Here is a 17,591-nt window from a genome sequence, read left to right as displayed (position 1 = left end):
GGTCAGGAGAGCCGGGTGATGACGTTGCGGGTGATCGCGGCGACCTGGGGGTCGGTGGCCAGGAGGCGGGCCCAGTCGGTGGTGGCGGCGGTGAAGACCGTGCCGCCGGCGGCGAAGACGCCGAGCGTGGCGGCCCGGGTGCTGAGCGTCGGCCCCCGGGCGGCGAAGTTCCAGTCCGAGGGGAGTTCGGCGATGCCGAGGATCTCGAAGTCCTTCGGGGTTCCGTCCTGGCCGGTGGGGCGCGGGCGGCCGGCGTCGTCGTACTCGTACGCCGCGCCGTCGCACTCATAGCCGATCAGCGCCCCGCCGTGTCCCAGGCTGTCGCCGGTCCTGAGCTCGGTGCCGGAGAACGCCCAGTGGCCGGCGTCGGTGACGACGAAGCCCTGGGAAGCGCGGGTGCCGTCCCAGTGGCCACCGCCGTTGCGGTAGCTCACGCCCAGGAGGGTGTTCTCCGGCTCCGACTCCCACCAATGGTCCGGGCACCCGTGCGAGCTGTCCGGATCGGTGCCGGCGGGGGCTCCGGGTGGGAACTTGTCACAGGACAGCCCCGTCCCGTCCGGGGCGACGTCGACGCGCCACCAGCAGGTGTTGGCCCCGAAGTTGGCGATGTGGCCGCCGGTGTCCCGGAAGGCGGTCACGTGGCGTCGGAGGTCGGCGCTCCAGTACTCGTCGTGACCGGCGGCGACCAGGAGGGGGTATCCGTCGCGTAGGAACAGCCCCTCGTGGAGGTCCAGATCGGTGCAGTAGTCGGCCTCGATCCGGTTCCGCTCCATCCAGGCGATGAAGGGGGCGTCCCAGTGCGCGAACGTCTGCCGGGGCGACGACGGGTCGTACGCGTCCGGCAGACCCTTAACCGGTCCGCCGACACCGCCCCCTGGGCGGCGCGTCGTGACCTGGGCGGCGCTGTAGAGGCTGCCGCCGCCCGCCGTGTTGTACGCCTGGTAGGTGAAAGTCGGGATCTTGTACAGGATCCGGCGGTCGGAGGGCGCGGAGGGGGTGACGACCAGGAGGATGCGAGCCTCCCGGGCATCCAGCTGCGGTGTGCCGGAGACGCGCCCCGTGCTCAGCACCGCGATGTAGACACCGGACCGCCACTCCGGGGGGACGAGGAACTCGTACGCGGGCCACTGCCAGTCCGCGTCGAAGCGTCCGGCGGAGGCGGTTCGGCCGGGCCACTCGACGTGTCCCGCGTGCCGCGGCTCGGCTCCCCAGCGGTAGAAGTCGACGTGGAAGCGGGGGGCGGTGGTGGCGATGTGCAGGCGCACCACCTCGCCGACCCGGACGCTCGGCCGGGCCACGTAGCCGTTGACGGTGGTCACGAGCCCTCCTTGGTGCGGGCCACGCCGGCGAGGTGGAACGGGTCGATCGTCTCGACGCGGGCGTCCCAACCCAGACCGCTCAGCCGGGAGGTGAGCTCGGTGGGGTCTCGGAGCACCTTCACAGCCATGTGGCGGGAACCGTCGGAAAGGGCGCGATGGACAGTCGGCACGGGCGCCGCTTCCACCTGGTCCTCGATCTCCGCCTTCGCCGACGAGTCGTCGAGGAACACCACGCGACCGCCGGGCACCAAGGCCCACCTGATCAGGTCCCAGAACGGTTCCATCTCCACCGGCGGCACGTGGCTGAGCCAGAACGCGAAGAACACCGTGTCGTACTGGCGGTCCGGCTCCCAGCCGAAGACGTCGGCCTCGATGAAGCGGGTCTCGGTGCCTCGCCTGCGGTCGCGGGCCCGGTGGAGCATCTCCGGCGCCGCGTCCAGCGCGGTCAGGCTGCGGGCCCGGCGGGACAGCAGCCGCGTCCACTGGCCCGTGCCGCATGCGATCTCCAGGACGTCGCCGCCGATCGGCAGCGAGTCCAGGGCCTTCGCGAGCCGCGGCATGTCCATGCGGGTGCTGTACGTGGCGTCGTACTCGTCGGCTCGCGCCCGGTAGTAGGCGATCTGCCCTCCGGACCAGTCGCCCGGACCGCCCTGTCGCTCCTTCGTTCCGGTCACGCTGTGACCACCCCTCTCGACTACCTACGGAGCCGTGGTGCTCCGTGCCGAGAAGACTGCCGAGCGGCGCTGGACAGCGGGCTGCCGTGGCGTCGCACTCGCGGTGCAGCACCGCCGCTGTCCAGGGCGACGGGTGTGCCTCGCCCGGACCTGGCCGAAATGGCCCGGGTGCTGCATCCGTGCTGAACTCCCGTCGCAGCGAAGGCTCTACGCCGCTGGTCAGGCCGCCCTACCCTGTTACCGTCGTCGGTGTCGGTCGAAGGAGCTCAGGTGGCCACAGTGCAGCGCTGGACCGGACGGGAGGCGCGTGCTCTGCGGCTCGCGACGCGACGGAGCGTGCGTGGCTTCGCGTCCTACCTCGGCGTCAGCGACCGGACGGTGTCCAACTGGGAGGCCCGGGGTGAGGAGATCGTCGTCGCACCGGACTCCCAGGCGTTACTCGACACGGCGTTGGAACGGAGCGACGCGGAAGTGCGGCAGCGCTTCTGGGACTCCGTCGGTGTTCCGACGCCCGAGGCCGCGCCGGCACCGGACGAATACCGCCCCATACCCGTTCCGGAGCCCGGCTTGGTGCACAGGTCCGAAGATCTCGAAGGGCTCGTCTCCGTACTCCGGGAGGCGACGCAGGACGACACCGTCGCCACGGTCGCCCTATGCGGCCCCGGCGGGTTCGGTAAGACGACGCTGGCCACGCAGGTGTGCCACGACCCCCGCGTACGGGACTCCTTCTCGGAGATCCTCTGGGTGGAGACCGGCGAGGGATGCACGGCCGCCAGGGTCGTCGAGCTGATCTCCGACCTGTGCGTCCACCTCGACGGCAACCGTCCGTCCCTTGCCGATCCGGAGCAGGCCGGCTTCCACCTCGCCCGTCTGCTCCAGGGACGACGCGCGCTCCTCGTCGTCGACAACGTCTGGTCCGCCACTGACCTCAACCCCTTCCTGCTCGGAGGCGACGACTGCGTACGGCTCGTGACCACGAGGAACGTGCGCGTCTGCCCCAGCTCCGCCCGAGTCGTGCGCCTGGGGCCCATGGCCCCGGGGGAGATCCGCGAGCTACTCGTCCGCAACGTCGGTGCCCTGGACGATTCCGAGGCCGCGCGCCTCGCAGACGTGTGCGGGGGCTGGCCGCTGCTCGCGTCGATCGTCGGCGCGAACGTCTCCCAGGAGGTCGGCTTCGGCGCCCCGGCCGACCGCGCCGTCACAGAGACGAACGCGGCGATCCGCGCGTACGGCCCTCAGGCTTTCGACGTCTGGGACGCCGACCAGCGCAAGAACGCCATCGGGCAGGCGCTCGAATCCAGCTTCCACAGTCTCGCGGAAAGCGTCTCGATCGCCGGCCGCACGGACCTGCGAGACCGGTACCTGTCCCTGGCGGTGTTCCCTCCGTCGGTGCCGATCCCCATGTCGATCCTCACCCACTGGTGGGGCACTGCGAACGGGTGGGCCCCTCACGTGGTGCGCCAGTTCTGCCGGGTGCTGTCCGACCGTTCCTTGATCGGCGCCTACCTCGCCGACCGGAACGCCATCGTGCTGCACGACGTGTTCCGGTCCTACCTGCGCCATCTGATCGGCGACCAGTGGGCGACCCTTCACCGGTCCCTGATCGAGGCGTACCGGCAGAGCACGGACGGTGCCTGGGAGACCCTCGCCGAGGGCGAGGGATACCTGTGGCGTCACCTCCCCTACCACCTGCGTGAGGCGGGCCTCGACGCCGAGCTCGTCAGCCTGCTGGCCTCGCCGACGTACGTCATGCGCAAGGTCGCACTCGTCGGTCACCAGTCGCTGACCGCGGACGCCGCCGTGCTCGACGCCCTGCCCGGGCGCCACGACGCCGGCCACCCGCAGCACCAGGTGTGGGCCACCGCCCGGGCCCTGACCGGTGCCGGGTATCTGCTGAACGGGCTGGAGAACCCGGCCGACATCGCCTCGACCCTCTCGATCGTGCTGCGGCGTGCATCCACCTCCGAGGCCACCCGAACCCTGGAAGGCGCAGCAAGGGAGGGGACGGTGCTCGCCCCGATGTGGCTGTTGCCGCCCCCTGAGGTGAGCTCCGAGGCGGTGACGGAGCGCGGTCACATCGGTGCAGTCGTCAGCGTGTCCGCCGTCCGCGACCTCGTGGCATCAGGTGGAGAGGACGGAGTGGTCAGGCTGTGGAACCTGAACACGGGAAAGCTCCTCCGAGCCCACGAAGCCCATACCGGATGGGTGTTCGCCACCGCGCTCTCCGCGGACGGGATGGTCCTCGCCTCAGCGGGGGACGACGGAGCGATCCGGCTGTGGCGCACGGACACCGGCGAACCTGTCGGGGTGCTGCCCGGGCACAACCGCCGTGTTCGCAGCCTCGCCTTCTCCCCAGCCGACTCCGTCCTGGTCTCCGGTGCCGAGGACGGAGCCGTATGCGCGTGGGACCTGGAGCGGCTCGTGCTCCTGCGCACGATGAGGGCGGCAGGTACCCCCGTCTGGTCCGTGGCTATCGGCGGGGACTCCGACTCGCTCGTGGCCGCAGCCGGCGAGGACGAGTTCGTCCGACTCTTCGACCTGCGCACCGGCCGCCTCCTCGACGAACGCGCGGAACACCGGGACTGGGTCCGCTCCGTCGCCTTCGCGTCCGGCTCCTCTCTCTTGGCCTCGGGGTCTGGTGACCGTTCCGTAGCCTTGTGGGACGTGGCCGACGGGAAACTCGCCCTCGTCCGCCGGATAGCCGACCTCAAGGCACGCGTGCGCGCCGTCGCTCTGTCCCCGCATGACGAAGTCCTAGTCGCCGCCACCGAGGAGCCGAGAATCCAGGCGTTCTCAGCTGAGACGCCCGTAGGCGAGACGCAGCTCCCACGGGGCGTGGACTGGGTGCGCTCACTCGCCAGAACGGGCGACGGCACCGTGGTCGCCGGGTGCGAGGACGGCGCTGTCCGAGTCTGGACCGTGGGGAAGAGCAGGCTCAGGACCCTGGCCGGCGGCTCGAACACCGTGTGGTCCACGCATTTCGCGGCCGGCGGACGTACCGCCGTGGTCGGCGACGGGGTCGGCGGTGTCGACGTCGTCGACACCGCGACGGCGGCAGTCGGCCGGAGGTTGCCCGCCGCCCACGGACGCGTCTGGTCCCTGGCCTGCGGCGCGGAGCACGTCGCCGCGGCTTGCGGCGACGGGGCGGTCAGGGTCTGGTCGCTGCCCGATCGGGCCTGGTCGCTCACCCTGAACCAGGACACCCCGCGAACGTGGGCTGTGGCGATGGCCCGTTCGACGCCTCGTATCGCTGCGAGCACGGGCGACGGACACATCCGGTGCTGGGATCTCCCCACCGGGACGCTGTTGTGGACTCAGGACGTGCACGCCGGTCGGCTGCGGTCGCTCTCGTTCGACGACAGTGGAGACGTCCTGGCGGCCTGCGGTGGTGACGGCTCGGTACGCGTATGGCACGCCCCCACAGGGGATTTCAGGAGCCGGTTCAGCAGCCCCAGCGGGTGGGCTCGTGCCGTCACCGTGGACGGTCCGGGCAACCGCGTGGCGGTCGGGTCGGGAACCGGAGACATCGCGGTACGGCATCTGGGGACGGACCGGTTCACCTTCCACCTCTCCGGTCACACGGGCCGCATCCTCATGCTTGGCTTCATGGGCGACGAGGACCGCCTCGTGTCGGCTGCGGCGGACGGAACGGTGCGCGTGTGGTCGCTCGGCGAGCAGCGGCAGACCACCAAGGTCCGAGTGGACGCCTCACTGCACTGCGCGGCCTTCGAGCCGGCGACGGGTGAGGTGCTGGTCGGGAGTGCGGCTGGCGTCGTGGCCCTGGGGATCATGGACACGTGAGCGACATGCGAAGGGCTTTGGACACCATGACAGAGAAGACCTCCCGGATCTCGAGCGATGTGACTGGCGAGCCGGTCATCCTGAGCAACGAGCCCGGCTCGTTCGCCTGGGGTGTGCTGGCCAAGCGCCACCCTGCCCTCATCCAGCAGGTACGAGACGCCTTCCCGTACGGCCGCCAGCAGCACGAGGCCCTCGACGCTCTGCTGGACGAGATCACCAATGGCGTCATCGAGCCGCTCGCCCCTGGGGAGCACGACCGTGAGTGCTGGGCGGACTGGGGGCAGGAGCACTTCGGACGCTCCTGGTACGACGCCCCGTTCTTGTGGGCGGAGAGCTACTTCTACCGCAGGCTCCTCGGTGCGGTCGCGTACTTCGGCACCGGGCCGTGGCAGGGAGTCGATCCGTTCGCGCCGTTCAAACGGGCCGAGCTGCGCGGCGAGGCCGTGGAGGAGGAACTGCGGGCCCTGGACGCGCTCGCGAGCGTTCCGGCGGACGAGCGGGCTGCGGCCCTGCTCCACGCGTCGCTCTGGGGCAACCGGGCGGACCTCGGCTTCCGCGTCTCGGCGGGGGAGCCGGTGGCCGGTGACGCCGCTGCCTCCGCGCTGGTGGCCGACGACAGCGCCTTGTTGTGGCAGCTGCTGCCTGTCGGGGGCTCCGCGGCTGTCGCCGTGGTGGCGGACAATGCGGGGCGCGAGCTGATCCCGGACCTGATCCTCATCGACCACCTCCTCGAACAGCGGCATGTCGAACAGGTCGTGCTTCACCTCAAGCCGTACCCCTACTACGTCTCCGACGCGATGACGGCCGACGTCGTCGACTGCCTCCGTCGCCTCACCGAGGCATCCGGCGAGGCCAGTGCGATCGGAGGCCGGCTGTGGAAGGCCATGGCGGCAGGAAGCCTGGAGGTCCGCACCCACCCGTTCTTCTGCGCTCCGCTGCCGTACGAGGACATGCCCGAGGACCTCCGCGGCGAGTTCGAGAGCGCCACGCTCACGGTCCTGAAGGGCGACCTCAACTACCGGCGCCTGGTGGGTGACCAGCTGTGGGACGCCAAGGCGTCCTTCGCCGATCTCACTGCATATTTCCCTGGGGCCGTCGCGGCTCTCCGGACCCTGAAGTCCGACGTCATCGTCGGTTTGGAGCAGGAAGCACTGGACGCGCTCGAACGGTCCGGGGCTGCCTGGCGTACGAGTGGAACGCACGCGCTGATTCAGGTGCGACGGTAGGGGATCTTCGTGACTACCGAGGCCCAGCGACCAGTCGCCGCTGCCGTCGTCGTTCAGGGCGAGCGAGTCCTGCTCGTGCGGCGACGAGTCGCGGAAGGCGCACTCTCGTGGCAGTTCCCGGCCGGGAAGATCGAACCCGAGGAGACCCCCGGGGAAGCCGCAGCACGTGAGACCGAGGAAGAGACCGGGCTCCTGGTGGTCCCACAGAGCGTGCTGGGACAACGGGTTCACCCCATGACAGGCCGGGAGATCTACTACATCGCATGCCGCCCCGTCGGCGGCCAGGCGGTCGTGGCGAGTGGTGATGAGGTGGCCGGCCTGGCCTGGGCCGCGCACGGCGAGATCCCGCAGTACGTGCCGTACGGGCTGTTCGAGCCGGTGCAGAACTACCTCGATGCGGCTCTGCTCTCGTGATCTCCGTTGGGTCAGCGTCCTTGAGACGTGAGGCGCGCGTTGTCGTTGTCGGGGCTGGGGTGGCGGGGCTCACCACCGCCGTCGTTCTCGCCGAGGCCGGAGCCTCGGTGCACGTGATCGCCGAGCAGGTGCCGGGCGTCACCTCGCTGGCGGCCGGGGCGATGTGGGGGCCGTACCTGGTCGAGCCGAAGGACAAGGTTGACCAGTGGGGGCAGCGGTCCCTGGAGATCTTCCGCAAGCTGGCCCAGGACCCGTCCACGGGCGTCCGGCTCGCCAGCGGCATCGAGGCGTCCCGCACGGCTGAGGCGCCACCGCACTGGGCCACCACCCTGCCCGGCTTCCGGCCGTGTGAGCTGGCCGAGCTGCCGGCCGGGTTCTCGGTCCGCTACCGGTTCACGGTGCCGCTGATCGACATGCCCACTTACCTCGCCTACCTCCTGCGCCGGCTCGACTCCGCTGGAGGAACGGTCGAGCGGCGGCGCCTGGCCTCGCTCGCGGACGCCGCGCCTGCTCCCGTGATCGTCAACTGCACGGGCCTGGGTGCCCAGGAACTGGTCCCTGACCATGACCTTCGGCCCACCCGCGGCCAGCATGTCGTCGTCACCAACCCGGGGCTGACCGAGTTCCTCTCCGAGGACACCGGCCTCTCTCCGGACCTGCTGTGCTTCTACCCCCACGGCGACACGGTCGTCCTGGGCGGTACGGCTATCGACGGCGAAGGCGGCCTCGCCCCCGACGACACGGCGTCGGCCAACATCCGGGCCCGCTGAGCCGAGGGCGAACCCCGCCTTGCTGAGGCCCGCGTCCTGGAGCACCGGATCGGTGCCAGACCGACCCGGGCCCGGGTCCGAGTGGATGCAGAGCGGGCGGAGGACGGCACCGTGGTCTTGCACAACTACGGGCACGGAGGCGCCGGTGTCACGCTCTCGTGGGGCTGCGCCGAAGAAGCTGCAAGTCTCCTGGCCGCCGACGGGGGAAACGTGCGGTGAACGACCATCCGAGGAAGCCCTTCCTCTACGTCGTCGTCTGCGCCGCCGGCATCGCGGGCGACGGCCACACGCTGATCACTGCCGCGTAGTAGCAGGGCTGGGGCGTCGGCGTCATAGCCACACCCCAGGGCCTCGGCTTCCTCGACACCGAGGCGATCGAGGCCCAGACCGGCTACCCGATCCGCTCGGCCTGGCGCAGACCCGGCGACCCGCGCCCCCTCCCTCCCGCTGACGCCATCGCCGTCGCGCCCGCCACGTTCAACACGATCAACAAGTGGGCCGCTGGCATTGCCGACACCCTTGCGCTGGGCATCCTGTGCGAGGCGTATGGGATGGGCATCCCGATGGTCGTGCTGCTGTACGTGAACGCAGCGATGGCCGCGCACCCGGCGTACGGGCGGAGCCTGGAGCAGCTGCGGGAGATGGGTGTGCTGGTCGGGGGGTACGAGCCGCACCGGCCGAAGGCGGGTGGGGGAGCGGACCGCTTCCGGTGGGAGGAGGCGTTGGAGCTGCTGGAGGGAAAGATCGACTGAACGTGATCCGGCCTGCGTTCTCATGAGCGTGGCGAGCGTGTTCCGAATCGGAACGCGAGCGCTGTTCCCTCGGGGAACGCGGTGGCCGTTCCTTCAGGGAACGCGTTCGGTGTTCCCTGGAGGAACGGGACCGCCTTCGTACGCCAGCACTGGGGAGCGTGCTGTGGAACGAGGAGCGGTCGGCTTGTTTAGTAACTGAACGGGAAGGCCGTTCAGTTACGAAACGACACCGCCGTTCAGTAACTGAACAGCGGTCCGTCGGTGCTCCGAGGCGGAACAAGGGGTGCGTTCCGAGCTGGAACGAGGTCGCTGTTCCGACGCGGAACGGCACTCTGAGAACGAGCCATGACCTGTTCACCCGGTGAACATCGCGGACGTTCACCGGGTGAACGCCCCGGCTGTTCACTCGGTGAACGTGGGATGCACCGCTCGGGACAGGGGCCGTGTCAACGGCTCCTTGGAAGGGAGCCTGACCGCGTCGCCCTTGGCGTGGGTGTGGCAGGACCAGGCTGAACTCTGCCCGCCGTCCTGTCATGCGAAGGCTCCCCGACTGCCACATCCGGAAGGCGCTTCAGGCGCCAGGTGAGGACTTCGGCGAGGTTGGCGGCGGTGTCGAGTTCTCGGTGGCGGGCGGCTTGGGTGAGGAGCGCGGCGGGGCCGTGGCCGGCCGTGGTGGCGTCGTCGAGGGTGGCAGCGAGGGCGGGCCAGGCGGGTTCGGCGAGGATCCGCTCGGCCAGGTCGGGGAGCGCCTGGCGCACCACGGCGGCCTGCCGCTCCAGAAGTGGCCGGGCAAGGCTCCGACCCCGGTGGTGGATCACGGCCAGCGGCTCTGTGGCTGCGGCCCGGTAGGCGACACGGAGGTGCTCGGCTGCCTGTCGGGCGGCTTCGGCCTGCTGGGTGTGGTTGCGGGTGCGGTGCCAGTGCTGGGCGGCGATGACCGCCAGCAGGAGGGCGTCGAGGACGGTCGCGAGGAGGGCTCCGTCCCTGGGTGGGGGCACGCGCAGCATGGCCTTCACCGCCCGTCGTGTGGCCTGGGCCTGCTGGTGATGGGCGCGGATACGGGAGCGGCTGGCGCGCTCGAACGCTGCTGCTTGCATCAGCTGGGCCTGGAGACCGGCGGGCGCGACCAGGGGAAGTGCGTCGAGGGCTTCGGCGAGGACGGCGATGTGGGCCTGTCCGGCCTCGTCCTCGCTGTGGGCGAGGTGGTCGGGTATCTGGTCGATGGCGACGGAGAGTCGTCGCCAGGCCGGGGTTTCGGTCTGGTTGGCAGACCGTGCTTCCGTGGTCGCGAGGCGTTCGGCGATCTTGGGGTAGGAGAGGTCGGCGGCGAGGGTGGAACCGGAGAACCACACCGGCTCGCCCTGGGCGTTGGTGTCGTTGTCGAGGGCGACCTTGTAGCCGCGGACGTCTCCGGACGGGAAGTACTGGACGTCGACAAGGGCGCCGGTCCCTTTGACGAGCCGGAAGAACTCCTCGGTGGTCGTGGCCGCCGAGACTGCGGTGCGGACGATGGTGCGCAGGTGCTCGCGGGAGGTCCGGGCGTTCCCGGTACGGCGGGCCTTCTCCTGCTCGGCCCGAGTGGGGCGCTTGGCGGCGGTGCGGTCGCCGCGCGGGACCTGGCGGAGCCCGTACTCCTTCTCGATGACGATGAGTTCCTTGTCAGCGCGCAGGAAGTCGTTCCAGTTGCGGGGCGGGCGGAGGTCGCCTCGGACCTTGGTGGCGACGATGTGGATGTGGTCGTCGGCGTGGCGGACGGCGACCCAGCGGCAGGCGTCGGAGTCGCCGACGGGGGCGATGCCGGTGGCGTCGAGGACGCGGCGGGCGATGGTGGCCCACTCGTCGTCGGTCAGGCGGCGGTCTTCGGGAGCGGCGCGGATCGAGCAGTGCCAGACGTGGTTCTCCGGCGCCTTCGGACCGGCCTGCTTGACCCGCAGGTCGAGGACGTCGGCGAGCTGGGCGAGGGTGGCGGCGGGGCTGCGGCCAGGGTCGGGGGCGAAGCCGTCGAAGGAGGCGACGAGGTGCGGGTCGGTGTGCTCGTTGGCGCGGCCGGGGCCGTAGAGGTAGTTCAGGACGCCTCGGGTCTTGTGGCCGGGCTTGACGATGTTCGCGATCAATCAGGCCGCCCGGCAGTTTGTGGCGGCCACATCGGCGGCGGTGTCGACCGCCGTGACCGTCTGCCTCACTGCTGCCACGAGTTGGCGGGCCACGGCGAGCACGGCGGCGTCCACCGGGTGTGCCTCACCGCCAGCGTTGAGGCGGTGGGCGATCTGGTTCGCGTTCGTGCCGATCCTGGCGAGCTGGATACGCAGCGCGGCGTACTCGTCGATCAGGTCGTCGATGGCGGTGCGCTGCTCGGGCAGGGCGAGTTCACCGTGCAGGTGGGCCATGACGATGGCACCGACAAGATGGGCGCCGGCCAGGTTGTGGCGGCGGGCCTCGGCGAGGATCGCCTGCTTCTCGTCGGTGCTGTAGCGGACGTCGACACGCTCCTTGCGCTGCACGTCCTGGCGGGCGCGACGGTGGGCGACTCGGCGCAGCGCGGCCTCGTCGGCGGCACGCACACCCCCTGTTCCCGGTGCGCCCTCGCGCCGGGGACTCGCCTCCGCCGTCCCCGGGGCGGAGGCTTCCGCGTGGGACCGGCCCTTGGACGGTCCAACGTCATACCTTGCTCCGCCCGGGGCTGGGGTGGTCATCTCCTGCTGCATGGAGGGGACTTCGTGGTGCGGGGTGTGCATGTCTGGTCTCCGTGTTCTTCGTCGTTGTGCGGATGGTCGGTGAGGGCGTACGCGCGGTGAGGGAACGCAGCTGGGTTGGGCATCTGCGGATTCCGTCGTCGGCTGCGCAGGACGCCGTGCTCGGTGCCCGTTCCTGAGTCCGTGGCTCCTGGCCCCCACCGCAGTCCCCGGTCCCTTGGGGACCGGTCCCCACGAGGCTTCGGTCCCTGGCGGTCGGTCCCGAATCGGGACCGTCTCGTAGCGGGGACGGTCCCCGCCTTGCTCGGGCCCCGGACCGATGTCCCTGCCTCGGTGGCACCCCGCTCTGTCGGGGACCGAGCGGGGACCGAGCAGGACGGTTCCGGCGTGCGAGATCCCCAGGGGACCGGCACCGCATGCCGCAGGGGGCGGACACGGGGACCGGCCTCGCAGTGCCCCTGAGCAGCGGTTTCGTTTCTGCGGTGGCGGACTGCGCCCCCGTTCCCTTGGGCTTCGCCGGTCCCCTGGTGCAGGTCCTCACGGTCCCCGGTCCCGCTTCTGCTGCGGCCTTTGGCTGGGGACCGGGACCGGGGACCGCGAGCGTTGGGGACCGTTCCCCGGTATCCGGTGGGACCGGGGACCGACGGGTCGTCAGGGGGACGGTCCCCGGGGCGGGGGACGGTCCCCGCTTTCGACGGGTCCGGTCCCCGCGTACGGCCTCCACTGGGCCTGCCGGAACCCCCGCAAGCCGGGGACCAGGGACCGTGCGGTCCCCGGTCCCCGGCAGGGAAGTCAGGCCGCGGGGTGGCGTCTGCGGTCGGGGCCGTCGAGGATGACGCGTTCGGTCATCTCGGCGAGGCGGGAGGCGACGCGGTCTCCGAGGGCGGTGCGTAGGTCGGCGGTGGGGAGGTTGGTGGTGATCAGGGTGGGGCGCAGGTGCTCGTACCGGTGGTTGATCAGCCGGTAGGTGAGCTCTTCGGTCCACTCGCTGTTCCTGGCTGCTCCGAGGTCGTCCAGGAGCAGCAGCGGGCAGCGCGCCAGGGTCTGTAGCTCGCGCTCGCTGTCGAAGCCGGAGCGTGGACGCAGGCGGGCGTACAGGTCGGCGGCGGTGACGGCCTCCCAGCGCAGGCGGACCCCGGCGGCGAGGAGGGCGCGGATGGCGCCGTACGCCTGGTGGGTCTTGCCGGTGCCGGTGGGGCCGACGATCAGCAGGGAGGTGCCCTCCGCGATGCCCGGTGCGCCTGCCGGTCCGGGGCGGCCGGCGCGGGCGATCTCGTCCACCCAGGCGGTGACGTGGGGGTGGTCGGTCAGGGCGCACCGGTAGCGGGCGGGGATGCGGGCATCGGCCAGCTCCAGCGCGGTGACGGGCTCCGGCGGCGGCTCGTGCGCGGTGGCGGCGGGGCCGAGGCCCCGCTGGGCCAGGATGGCGCCGAGGCGGCCGGTGATCCGGCCGAACTGGTGCGGGTCCCGGGTGAGGGTGGCGGTCACAGGTCACCTCCGTAGGCGGCGGCCACGTCGGCGGGGTTGGTCCACGGCCGGTGGGCGGCGGGGGCGGGCGTGGAGGCGTTCATGGCCTCGTGCACCAGGCTGGGCAGAGTGCTCGGGTGCAGGCCCTTGGCACGATGCCGTGCGAGACCCGACCGTACGTGGGCGGCGTCGATGCCCTCGCCGAGGAGCCTGCGCACCTGCGCGCCGAGCTGGCCGAGAACGTCCCGGGGCGGGCGGTGCGTACACGCGGCGGCGTACTCGCTGATCAGGTCCTTTGCCGAGACGGTCTGCGGCGCGGGGGCGTTTGCGCCCCCCAACGGGGTAGTTCCTAGATCCCTGTTCCTAGGTCCTAGATCCGGGCCGTGAGGGCTCACCGCAGGCTCCGTGAGCCCTCCCTGCGGCTGCGGTGAGAACTCACTGAATCCGCCCTGGCCTGCGGATTCGTCGTTCACGGGTATCTCCGTGGGTTCTCCCGGCTGAGTCGCGGAGGGCTCCGCGACCGCTCCGAGCGTCTGCGGTGAGGGCTCACACGGAATGCCGAGGTTGTGGTGTGGGCACGGTGGGTTGCGGACTCCGCTCGGGCGGTTGATCTTCTGGTGCTTGGCGAAGGTGACGATGTGCAGGTACCGCTTGCCGTCTCCGCCCTCGTAGCGGCAGATCAGCCCGGCGGCGTCGAGCTGGGTGAGGTCGTCCTCGACCTCCACCGGGCCGTGCTCGCGGCGCAGCGACCACAGTTGGCCGGCGATGACGGCGGCCTGGTCGCGGAGGCGGCCCTGGTCGTCGGCCTGGGTGAGCAGGCCGAAGAAGGTCCGCTCGGCGGACAGGGACACGGATGCGAGGGACTCCGACGCGAACGCCTCGGGCTTGATGGTGCGGATACGGGCGATGTCGATCGACCACCATTCGAAATCAGGGAGAGGGGCAGGGAATCCGGCGACGCCAGGGTGCATGGACAACACAGCCACACCCGGTGTGCGAAAGTCCAGACTTGGTTCTGGAATCATGCACAAGTCGTTTCGCCCGTGGCCCGGTGGCTGTAGACCCGAAATCCCGGTTGACGAAATAGCCGCCGGAAAACACCGTGCGATCCGCATCGCTCACGGCAGACATGAATACCCTTCCAGAAGGGCCGGTGCGCAAGCTACAACACCACCCATGCCGCCACGCCCCCTCGAAATCGGACCCGCCGGACGAGCCGCCGCCCAGGCCATCGAACGCGCCCGCACCGCCTGCGGCTACTCCCAGCGCCAGCTCGCCGCCCGCGTCACCGCCCTCGGCCGGCCCATGACGTTCACCGCGCTCTCCCGTATCGAACGCACCGTCCGACGCTGCGACATCGACGACCTCGTCGCCATCGCCACAGCCCTCGGGGTCGCCCCGCAGGCCCTTCTCGCCGGCCGACGTACGCACCTGGAACCGGTCGGCGCGGGCGGAATATAGCCGACGATCGCCGGTTAGCCTGACCGGCGATTCTCCGGATCATTGTGGGTCCCGGAACGCCCGTCGTACCGGTCCTTGCCAGAAGCCTGCCCACCTCCCCAGAGGACACCTTGCTCGATTCGCCTACGCGCCGTTTTCGAATTCCCCGCCGCGCACACGTAACTCCGCTCGCTTCCTCTTCTGCTCCGCTCGGAGATCCCGGCCGTTCGTAAAGCCCTGTTCGGCGATCTCGCAGCATCGGCTGGGCTTGTTGCCTCTCGCCCCGGCTGGATCTCTCAATTCTCGTCGCTCTTTCTCACGCAAAGGAACCGCCTATGGCACCGCGCCTGCTGTCCATACCTGCCGTCGCCGCAGCCCTGGACGTCGACCGCCGAACGGTCTACCGCTTCATCGCCGCCGGCGAGCTGCCCGTCGTCGACCTGCGCACGGGACCGGCTCGCTCTCGCGTCCGCGTCCCCGCCGCGAGCCTGGACGACTTCATCAACAGCCGGGCGGTCGCCTCGCCCGCGCGCCGCCGCTGACCAGGACCAAGTCCCTCCGTACGCGAAACAGGAAGGAACGGAACCACGTACCTCCGGAAGCTGAAGTCCGGCAAATGGCAGGCGACCGTCCGCAACCGGACTGGAGACCGGTTCAGCGAGTCGTTTCCCCTCAAGGCGCAGGCCCGCGTCTGGGGTACCGAGATGGAAACCCAGTTCGCCCGTGGAAGCATGCGGGATCCCCGAGCGGGTGAGACGACGTTCTGTGAGTGGCACGACCGCTGGTGGCAGGCCCGCGTGGTCGAGCCCCACACGCTGCGCGGTGATGCCTCCAGCATCAAGAACCACGTGCTGCCCCACTGGACCGACTGGGAGATGCGGGCTGTCACCCGCATGGACGTCCAGAGCTGGATCCGCGGACTGGTGGAGAAGGGGGTCGGCGCATCCGCGATCAAGAGGGCGTACAACCTGCTGTCGTCCATCATGCGGGCGGCCGTCGACGACGATGTCATCGCGGTCAGCCCCTGCCGGAACATCGACCTGCCGCAGATCGCGGTCAAGCCGCCGCAGTGGTTCACCCTCGACCAGGCGCAGAGCATCGTCGACGAGCTCCCGGCCCCGTGGCGCACCATGTGCCTGCTCGGCTTCTACACGGGCCTGCGCTGGGGCGAACTCGCCGGCCTGCACCGCCATCGGATCGACCAGCGCCGTTCCCGCTTGTTCGTGGTGGAGGTCAATACCAAGAGCGGCATCAAGGAGTACCCCAAGAGCTCGAGGAGCCGCCGAGAGGTCCCGCTCCCACCACAGGTCCTGGACGCCCTCGAACGGCACATCCACCCACTCGACCGCGACGCCCTAGTCTTCACCACCATCACCAAGGGCCGCGCCGGCCGTCGGCTCGACGACGGCAACTGGCGCCGCCAGACCTGGTGGCCGACCATCGAGAACGCCCACTACTTCGACACCCACGGGGAGCAACTCCCCGTCCCGCACTATCCGCCGCACTCCATGCGCCACACCTGTGCCTCGTGGCTCGTCCAGAAGGGAGTCTCCCTCTACGAGGTTCAGCACCTCCTCGGCCACGAGAGCTTCCAGACGACCCAGCGCTACGCGCATCTGCAGCCGGATGCCCACAAGGCTGTGCTCGGGGCGTGGGAGCGGCTGGACGTTCCATTGACCATCGCCGCGTGAGCTGGACGTCGCTGCGCCTCCCCGGAGAGGCGCTTGTCGGCTTGTTCCGTGCCTCTGTTTCCATGTGCCGTGCCCTATTGACGACTCAGCGGCGCACTCGACGGGTGGCAGTCCGGGGCAGCAGCGCCTGGACGCATCTCGTCGTGATCATTCCTGGTGGCTGTGGCACGGTCTTCGATACTGTCGGCATAGTCTTTCGACGGGTAGGAGTTTGCGAGCCTTACCGCCGTTGAGGCCTGCTACTGACTTCGGCTCGTCAGGGTGACGTTGGGGGGTTGAGAGTCAGGCCGGTGCCGGCTATGAAGCCGTCGAGGGTGTCGGGCTGGTACTGAAGTCGTTTGAGCCGGTTGCGGACGAGGGCCTCGAGGCGGTCGAGGGCGACGACGGCGAGGTTGGCCAGGCTGCGTTTGACGTGTGCCCAGACCCACTCGACGGGGTTGAGGTCGGGCGAGTAGGCGGGCAGCAGGAACACCGTCAGCCATGCACGCTCGGCGATCAGCTCACGCATGGCGTGGGAGACGTGGGTGTTCAGGCGGTCCCAGACGAGCACGATCGGTGCCTTGACGAGCTGGTGGACACCGTCGATCAGCGCGATGAAGTCGCGCTCTCCCATGCTGCGGCGCTCGCCTTTGCCCGAGGGGTGGGCGCGCAGGCGATGGCACAGCCGGGTCCGGGAGCCGGGCCGCATGGCGATCAGCCCGGCCACGGACAGCCGTCCCGAACGCCGTCCGCTCACCGTCACCTGCGGAGTCACTCCGCGCCGGCCCCAGGTGCGTCCTTCGGGCGGCCTGCGGGTGAAGCCTGCCTCGTCCTCGAAGCAGATGTAGCCCCCGCAGGCCGCCCGGGTTCTTTTACCTCGTCCCAGGTCGCCTCCTTCCAGACGGTGACGGCCTGCTCGTCGCGCTCGGCAACCCGCCGCGCGGGGACCTGTGGGCTGAAGCCGAGTCGGTGCAGCAGCCTCGTCGCCCCGGAGACGCTGTAGGAGACGTGGAACTTCCTGCCGATCAGCGTGGCCACCCGCGCCGCGGTCCACACCTGGTCCTCCACCCAGCCATGCGCGGCCGGGCCCTGCTCGAGATACGCGGCCAGCTTGTCCAGACAGCGCGGGGACAGACGGCATCGGGATCCGCTCGGGCCACGGGAGGCCAGAGCCTGAGCACCGCCGTCCCGCCACAGCTGATGCCACTGATAGGCCGACTTCGGGCTCACCCTCAGACGCCGTGCCACCTCCAGCGGCTTGATCTTCTGCTCGAACAACTCGGCCGCCTGCATCCGCACCGACTCCCGGCGCCGCCGTCCCACAGCGGTCACCCCGCCCCCATCTGCATACCTCACACATCACGA

General features: G+C 70.3%; 14 protein-coding genes and 2 pseudogenes. 8 read left to right on the top strand and 8 right to left on the bottom strand.

What is annotated here, in order from left to right:
- Positions 1 to 2: 2 nt before the first annotated feature.
- Together ACFV8T_RS17350 and ACFV8T_RS17345 are read right to left on the bottom strand one after the other, a co-directional pair.
- The gene (locus ACFV8T_RS17350) at positions 3 to 1,319 is read right to left on the bottom strand and encodes a N,N-dimethylformamidase beta subunit family domain-containing protein (protein WP_385328289.1); all 1,317 of its coding nucleotides are present in this window, start codon (positions 1,317 to 1,319) and stop codon (positions 3 to 5) included.
- Positions 1,316 to 1,993, bottom strand: coding sequence for a class I SAM-dependent methyltransferase (locus ACFV8T_RS17345; RefSeq protein WP_385328287.1), 678 nt, complete (start codon positions 1,991 to 1,993; stop codon positions 1,316 to 1,318). Before ACFV8T_RS17345 ends, ACFV8T_RS17350 begins: the two co-directional genes overlap by 4 nt.
- 270 nt (positions 1,994 to 2,263) lie before the next feature.
- On the opposite strand from ACFV8T_RS17345, the gene ACFV8T_RS17340 reads away from it, so the two are divergent.
- The 5 genes and pseudogenes from ACFV8T_RS17340 (at position 2,264) to ACFV8T_RS17320 (ending at position 8,956) form a co-directional block, all read left to right on the top strand.
- Positions 2,264 to 5,794, top strand: a complete 3,531-nt coding sequence (locus tag ACFV8T_RS17340; protein ID WP_385328286.1) for an NB-ARC domain-containing protein — start codon at positions 2,264 to 2,266, stop codon at positions 5,792 to 5,794.
- Between the two features lie 26 nt (positions 5,795 to 5,820).
- Complete coding sequence (locus ACFV8T_RS17335) at positions 5,821 to 7,020, top strand: damage-control phosphatase ARMT1 family protein (protein WP_385328285.1); 1,200 nt, start codon at positions 5,821 to 5,823, stop codon at positions 7,018 to 7,020.
- Between the two features lie 9 nt (positions 7,021 to 7,029).
- Entirely contained in the window at positions 7,030 to 7,434 is a 405-nt protein-coding gene (locus ACFV8T_RS17330; protein WP_385328283.1) for an NUDIX domain-containing protein, read from the top strand.
- 20 nt (positions 7,435 to 7,454) lie between these two features.
- A pseudogene (locus ACFV8T_RS17325) lies at positions 7,455 to 8,423 on the top strand (FAD-dependent oxidoreductase).
- Positions 8,420 to 8,956, top strand: a pseudogene (locus tag ACFV8T_RS17320) (flavoprotein). The pseudogenes ACFV8T_RS17325 and ACFV8T_RS17320 overlap by 4 nt, the downstream one beginning before the upstream one ends.
- Positions 8,957 to 9,402: 446 nt before the next feature.
- Here ACFV8T_RS17320 and ACFV8T_RS17315 read toward each other — a convergent pair.
- The 4 genes from ACFV8T_RS17315 to ACFV8T_RS17300 all read right to left on the bottom strand — a co-directional run bounded on the left by ACFV8T_RS17315 (position 9,403) and on the right by ACFV8T_RS17300 (position 14,024).
- Positions 9,403 to 11,070 carry a relaxase/mobilization nuclease domain-containing protein gene (locus tag ACFV8T_RS17315; RefSeq protein ID WP_385328281.1) on the bottom strand — a complete coding sequence of 556 codons (1,668 nt, stop codon included), beginning with the start codon at positions 11,068 to 11,070 and terminating at the stop codon, positions 9,403 to 9,405.
- Complete coding sequence (gene mobC, locus ACFV8T_RS17310; protein ID WP_385328279.1) at positions 11,071 to 11,517, bottom strand: plasmid mobilization relaxosome protein MobC; 447 nt, start codon at positions 11,515 to 11,517, stop codon at positions 11,071 to 11,073.
- 924 nt (positions 11,518 to 12,441) lie between these two features.
- On the bottom strand, positions 12,442 to 13,137 hold the full coding sequence (locus tag ACFV8T_RS17305) for an ATP-binding protein (RefSeq protein WP_385328277.1): 696 nt from the start codon (positions 13,135 to 13,137) through the stop codon (positions 12,442 to 12,444).
- On the bottom strand, positions 13,134 to 14,024 hold the full coding sequence (locus tag ACFV8T_RS17300; protein ID WP_385328351.1) for a hypothetical protein: 891 nt from the start codon (positions 14,022 to 14,024) through the stop codon (positions 13,134 to 13,136). Before ACFV8T_RS17300 ends, ACFV8T_RS17305 begins: the two co-directional genes overlap by 4 nt.
- A gap of 268 nt (positions 14,025 to 14,292) precedes the next feature.
- Here ACFV8T_RS17300 and ACFV8T_RS17295 point away from each other — a divergent pair, with 268 nt between their 5' ends.
- The 3 genes from ACFV8T_RS17295 to ACFV8T_RS17285 all read left to right on the top strand — a co-directional run bounded on the left by ACFV8T_RS17295 (position 14,293) and on the right by ACFV8T_RS17285 (position 16,247).
- Positions 14,293 to 14,577, top strand: coding sequence for a helix-turn-helix domain-containing protein (locus tag ACFV8T_RS17295; RefSeq protein ID WP_385328276.1), 285 nt, complete (start codon positions 14,293 to 14,295; stop codon positions 14,575 to 14,577).
- Between the two features lie 314 nt (positions 14,578 to 14,891).
- Entirely contained in the window at positions 14,892 to 15,098 is a 207-nt protein-coding gene (locus tag ACFV8T_RS17290; RefSeq protein WP_385328275.1) for a helix-turn-helix domain-containing protein, read from the top strand.
- A gap of 189 nt (positions 15,099 to 15,287) precedes the next feature.
- Complete coding sequence (locus tag ACFV8T_RS17285) at positions 15,288 to 16,247, top strand: tyrosine-type recombinase/integrase (RefSeq protein ID WP_385328274.1); 960 nt, start codon at positions 15,288 to 15,290, stop codon at positions 16,245 to 16,247.
- A 256-nt stretch (positions 16,248 to 16,503) separates the two neighbouring features.
- Here the strand turns inward: ACFV8T_RS17285 and ACFV8T_RS17280 are convergent, their stop codons facing one another.
- Both ACFV8T_RS17280 and ACFV8T_RS17275 read right to left on the bottom strand, forming a co-directional pair.
- Positions 16,504 to 17,070: a transposase gene (locus ACFV8T_RS17280; protein WP_385328349.1), complete on the bottom strand. Its 567-nt coding sequence runs from the start codon at positions 17,068 to 17,070 to the stop codon at positions 16,504 to 16,506.
- Positions 16,998 to 17,558, bottom strand: coding sequence for a winged helix-turn-helix domain-containing protein (locus ACFV8T_RS17275; protein WP_385328273.1), 561 nt, complete (start codon positions 17,556 to 17,558; stop codon positions 16,998 to 17,000). Before ACFV8T_RS17275 ends, ACFV8T_RS17280 begins: the two co-directional genes overlap by 73 nt.
- Positions 17,559 to 17,591 lie beyond the last annotated feature (33 nt).

Source organism: Streptomyces sp. NPDC059832, assembly GCF_042731715.1.
Classification (GTDB): domain Bacteria; phylum Actinomycetota; class Actinomycetes; order Streptomycetales; family Streptomycetaceae; genus Streptomyces.
Note: the sequence above shows the minus strand (reverse complement) of the source record. Positions and strands in the feature narration are given on the sequence as shown.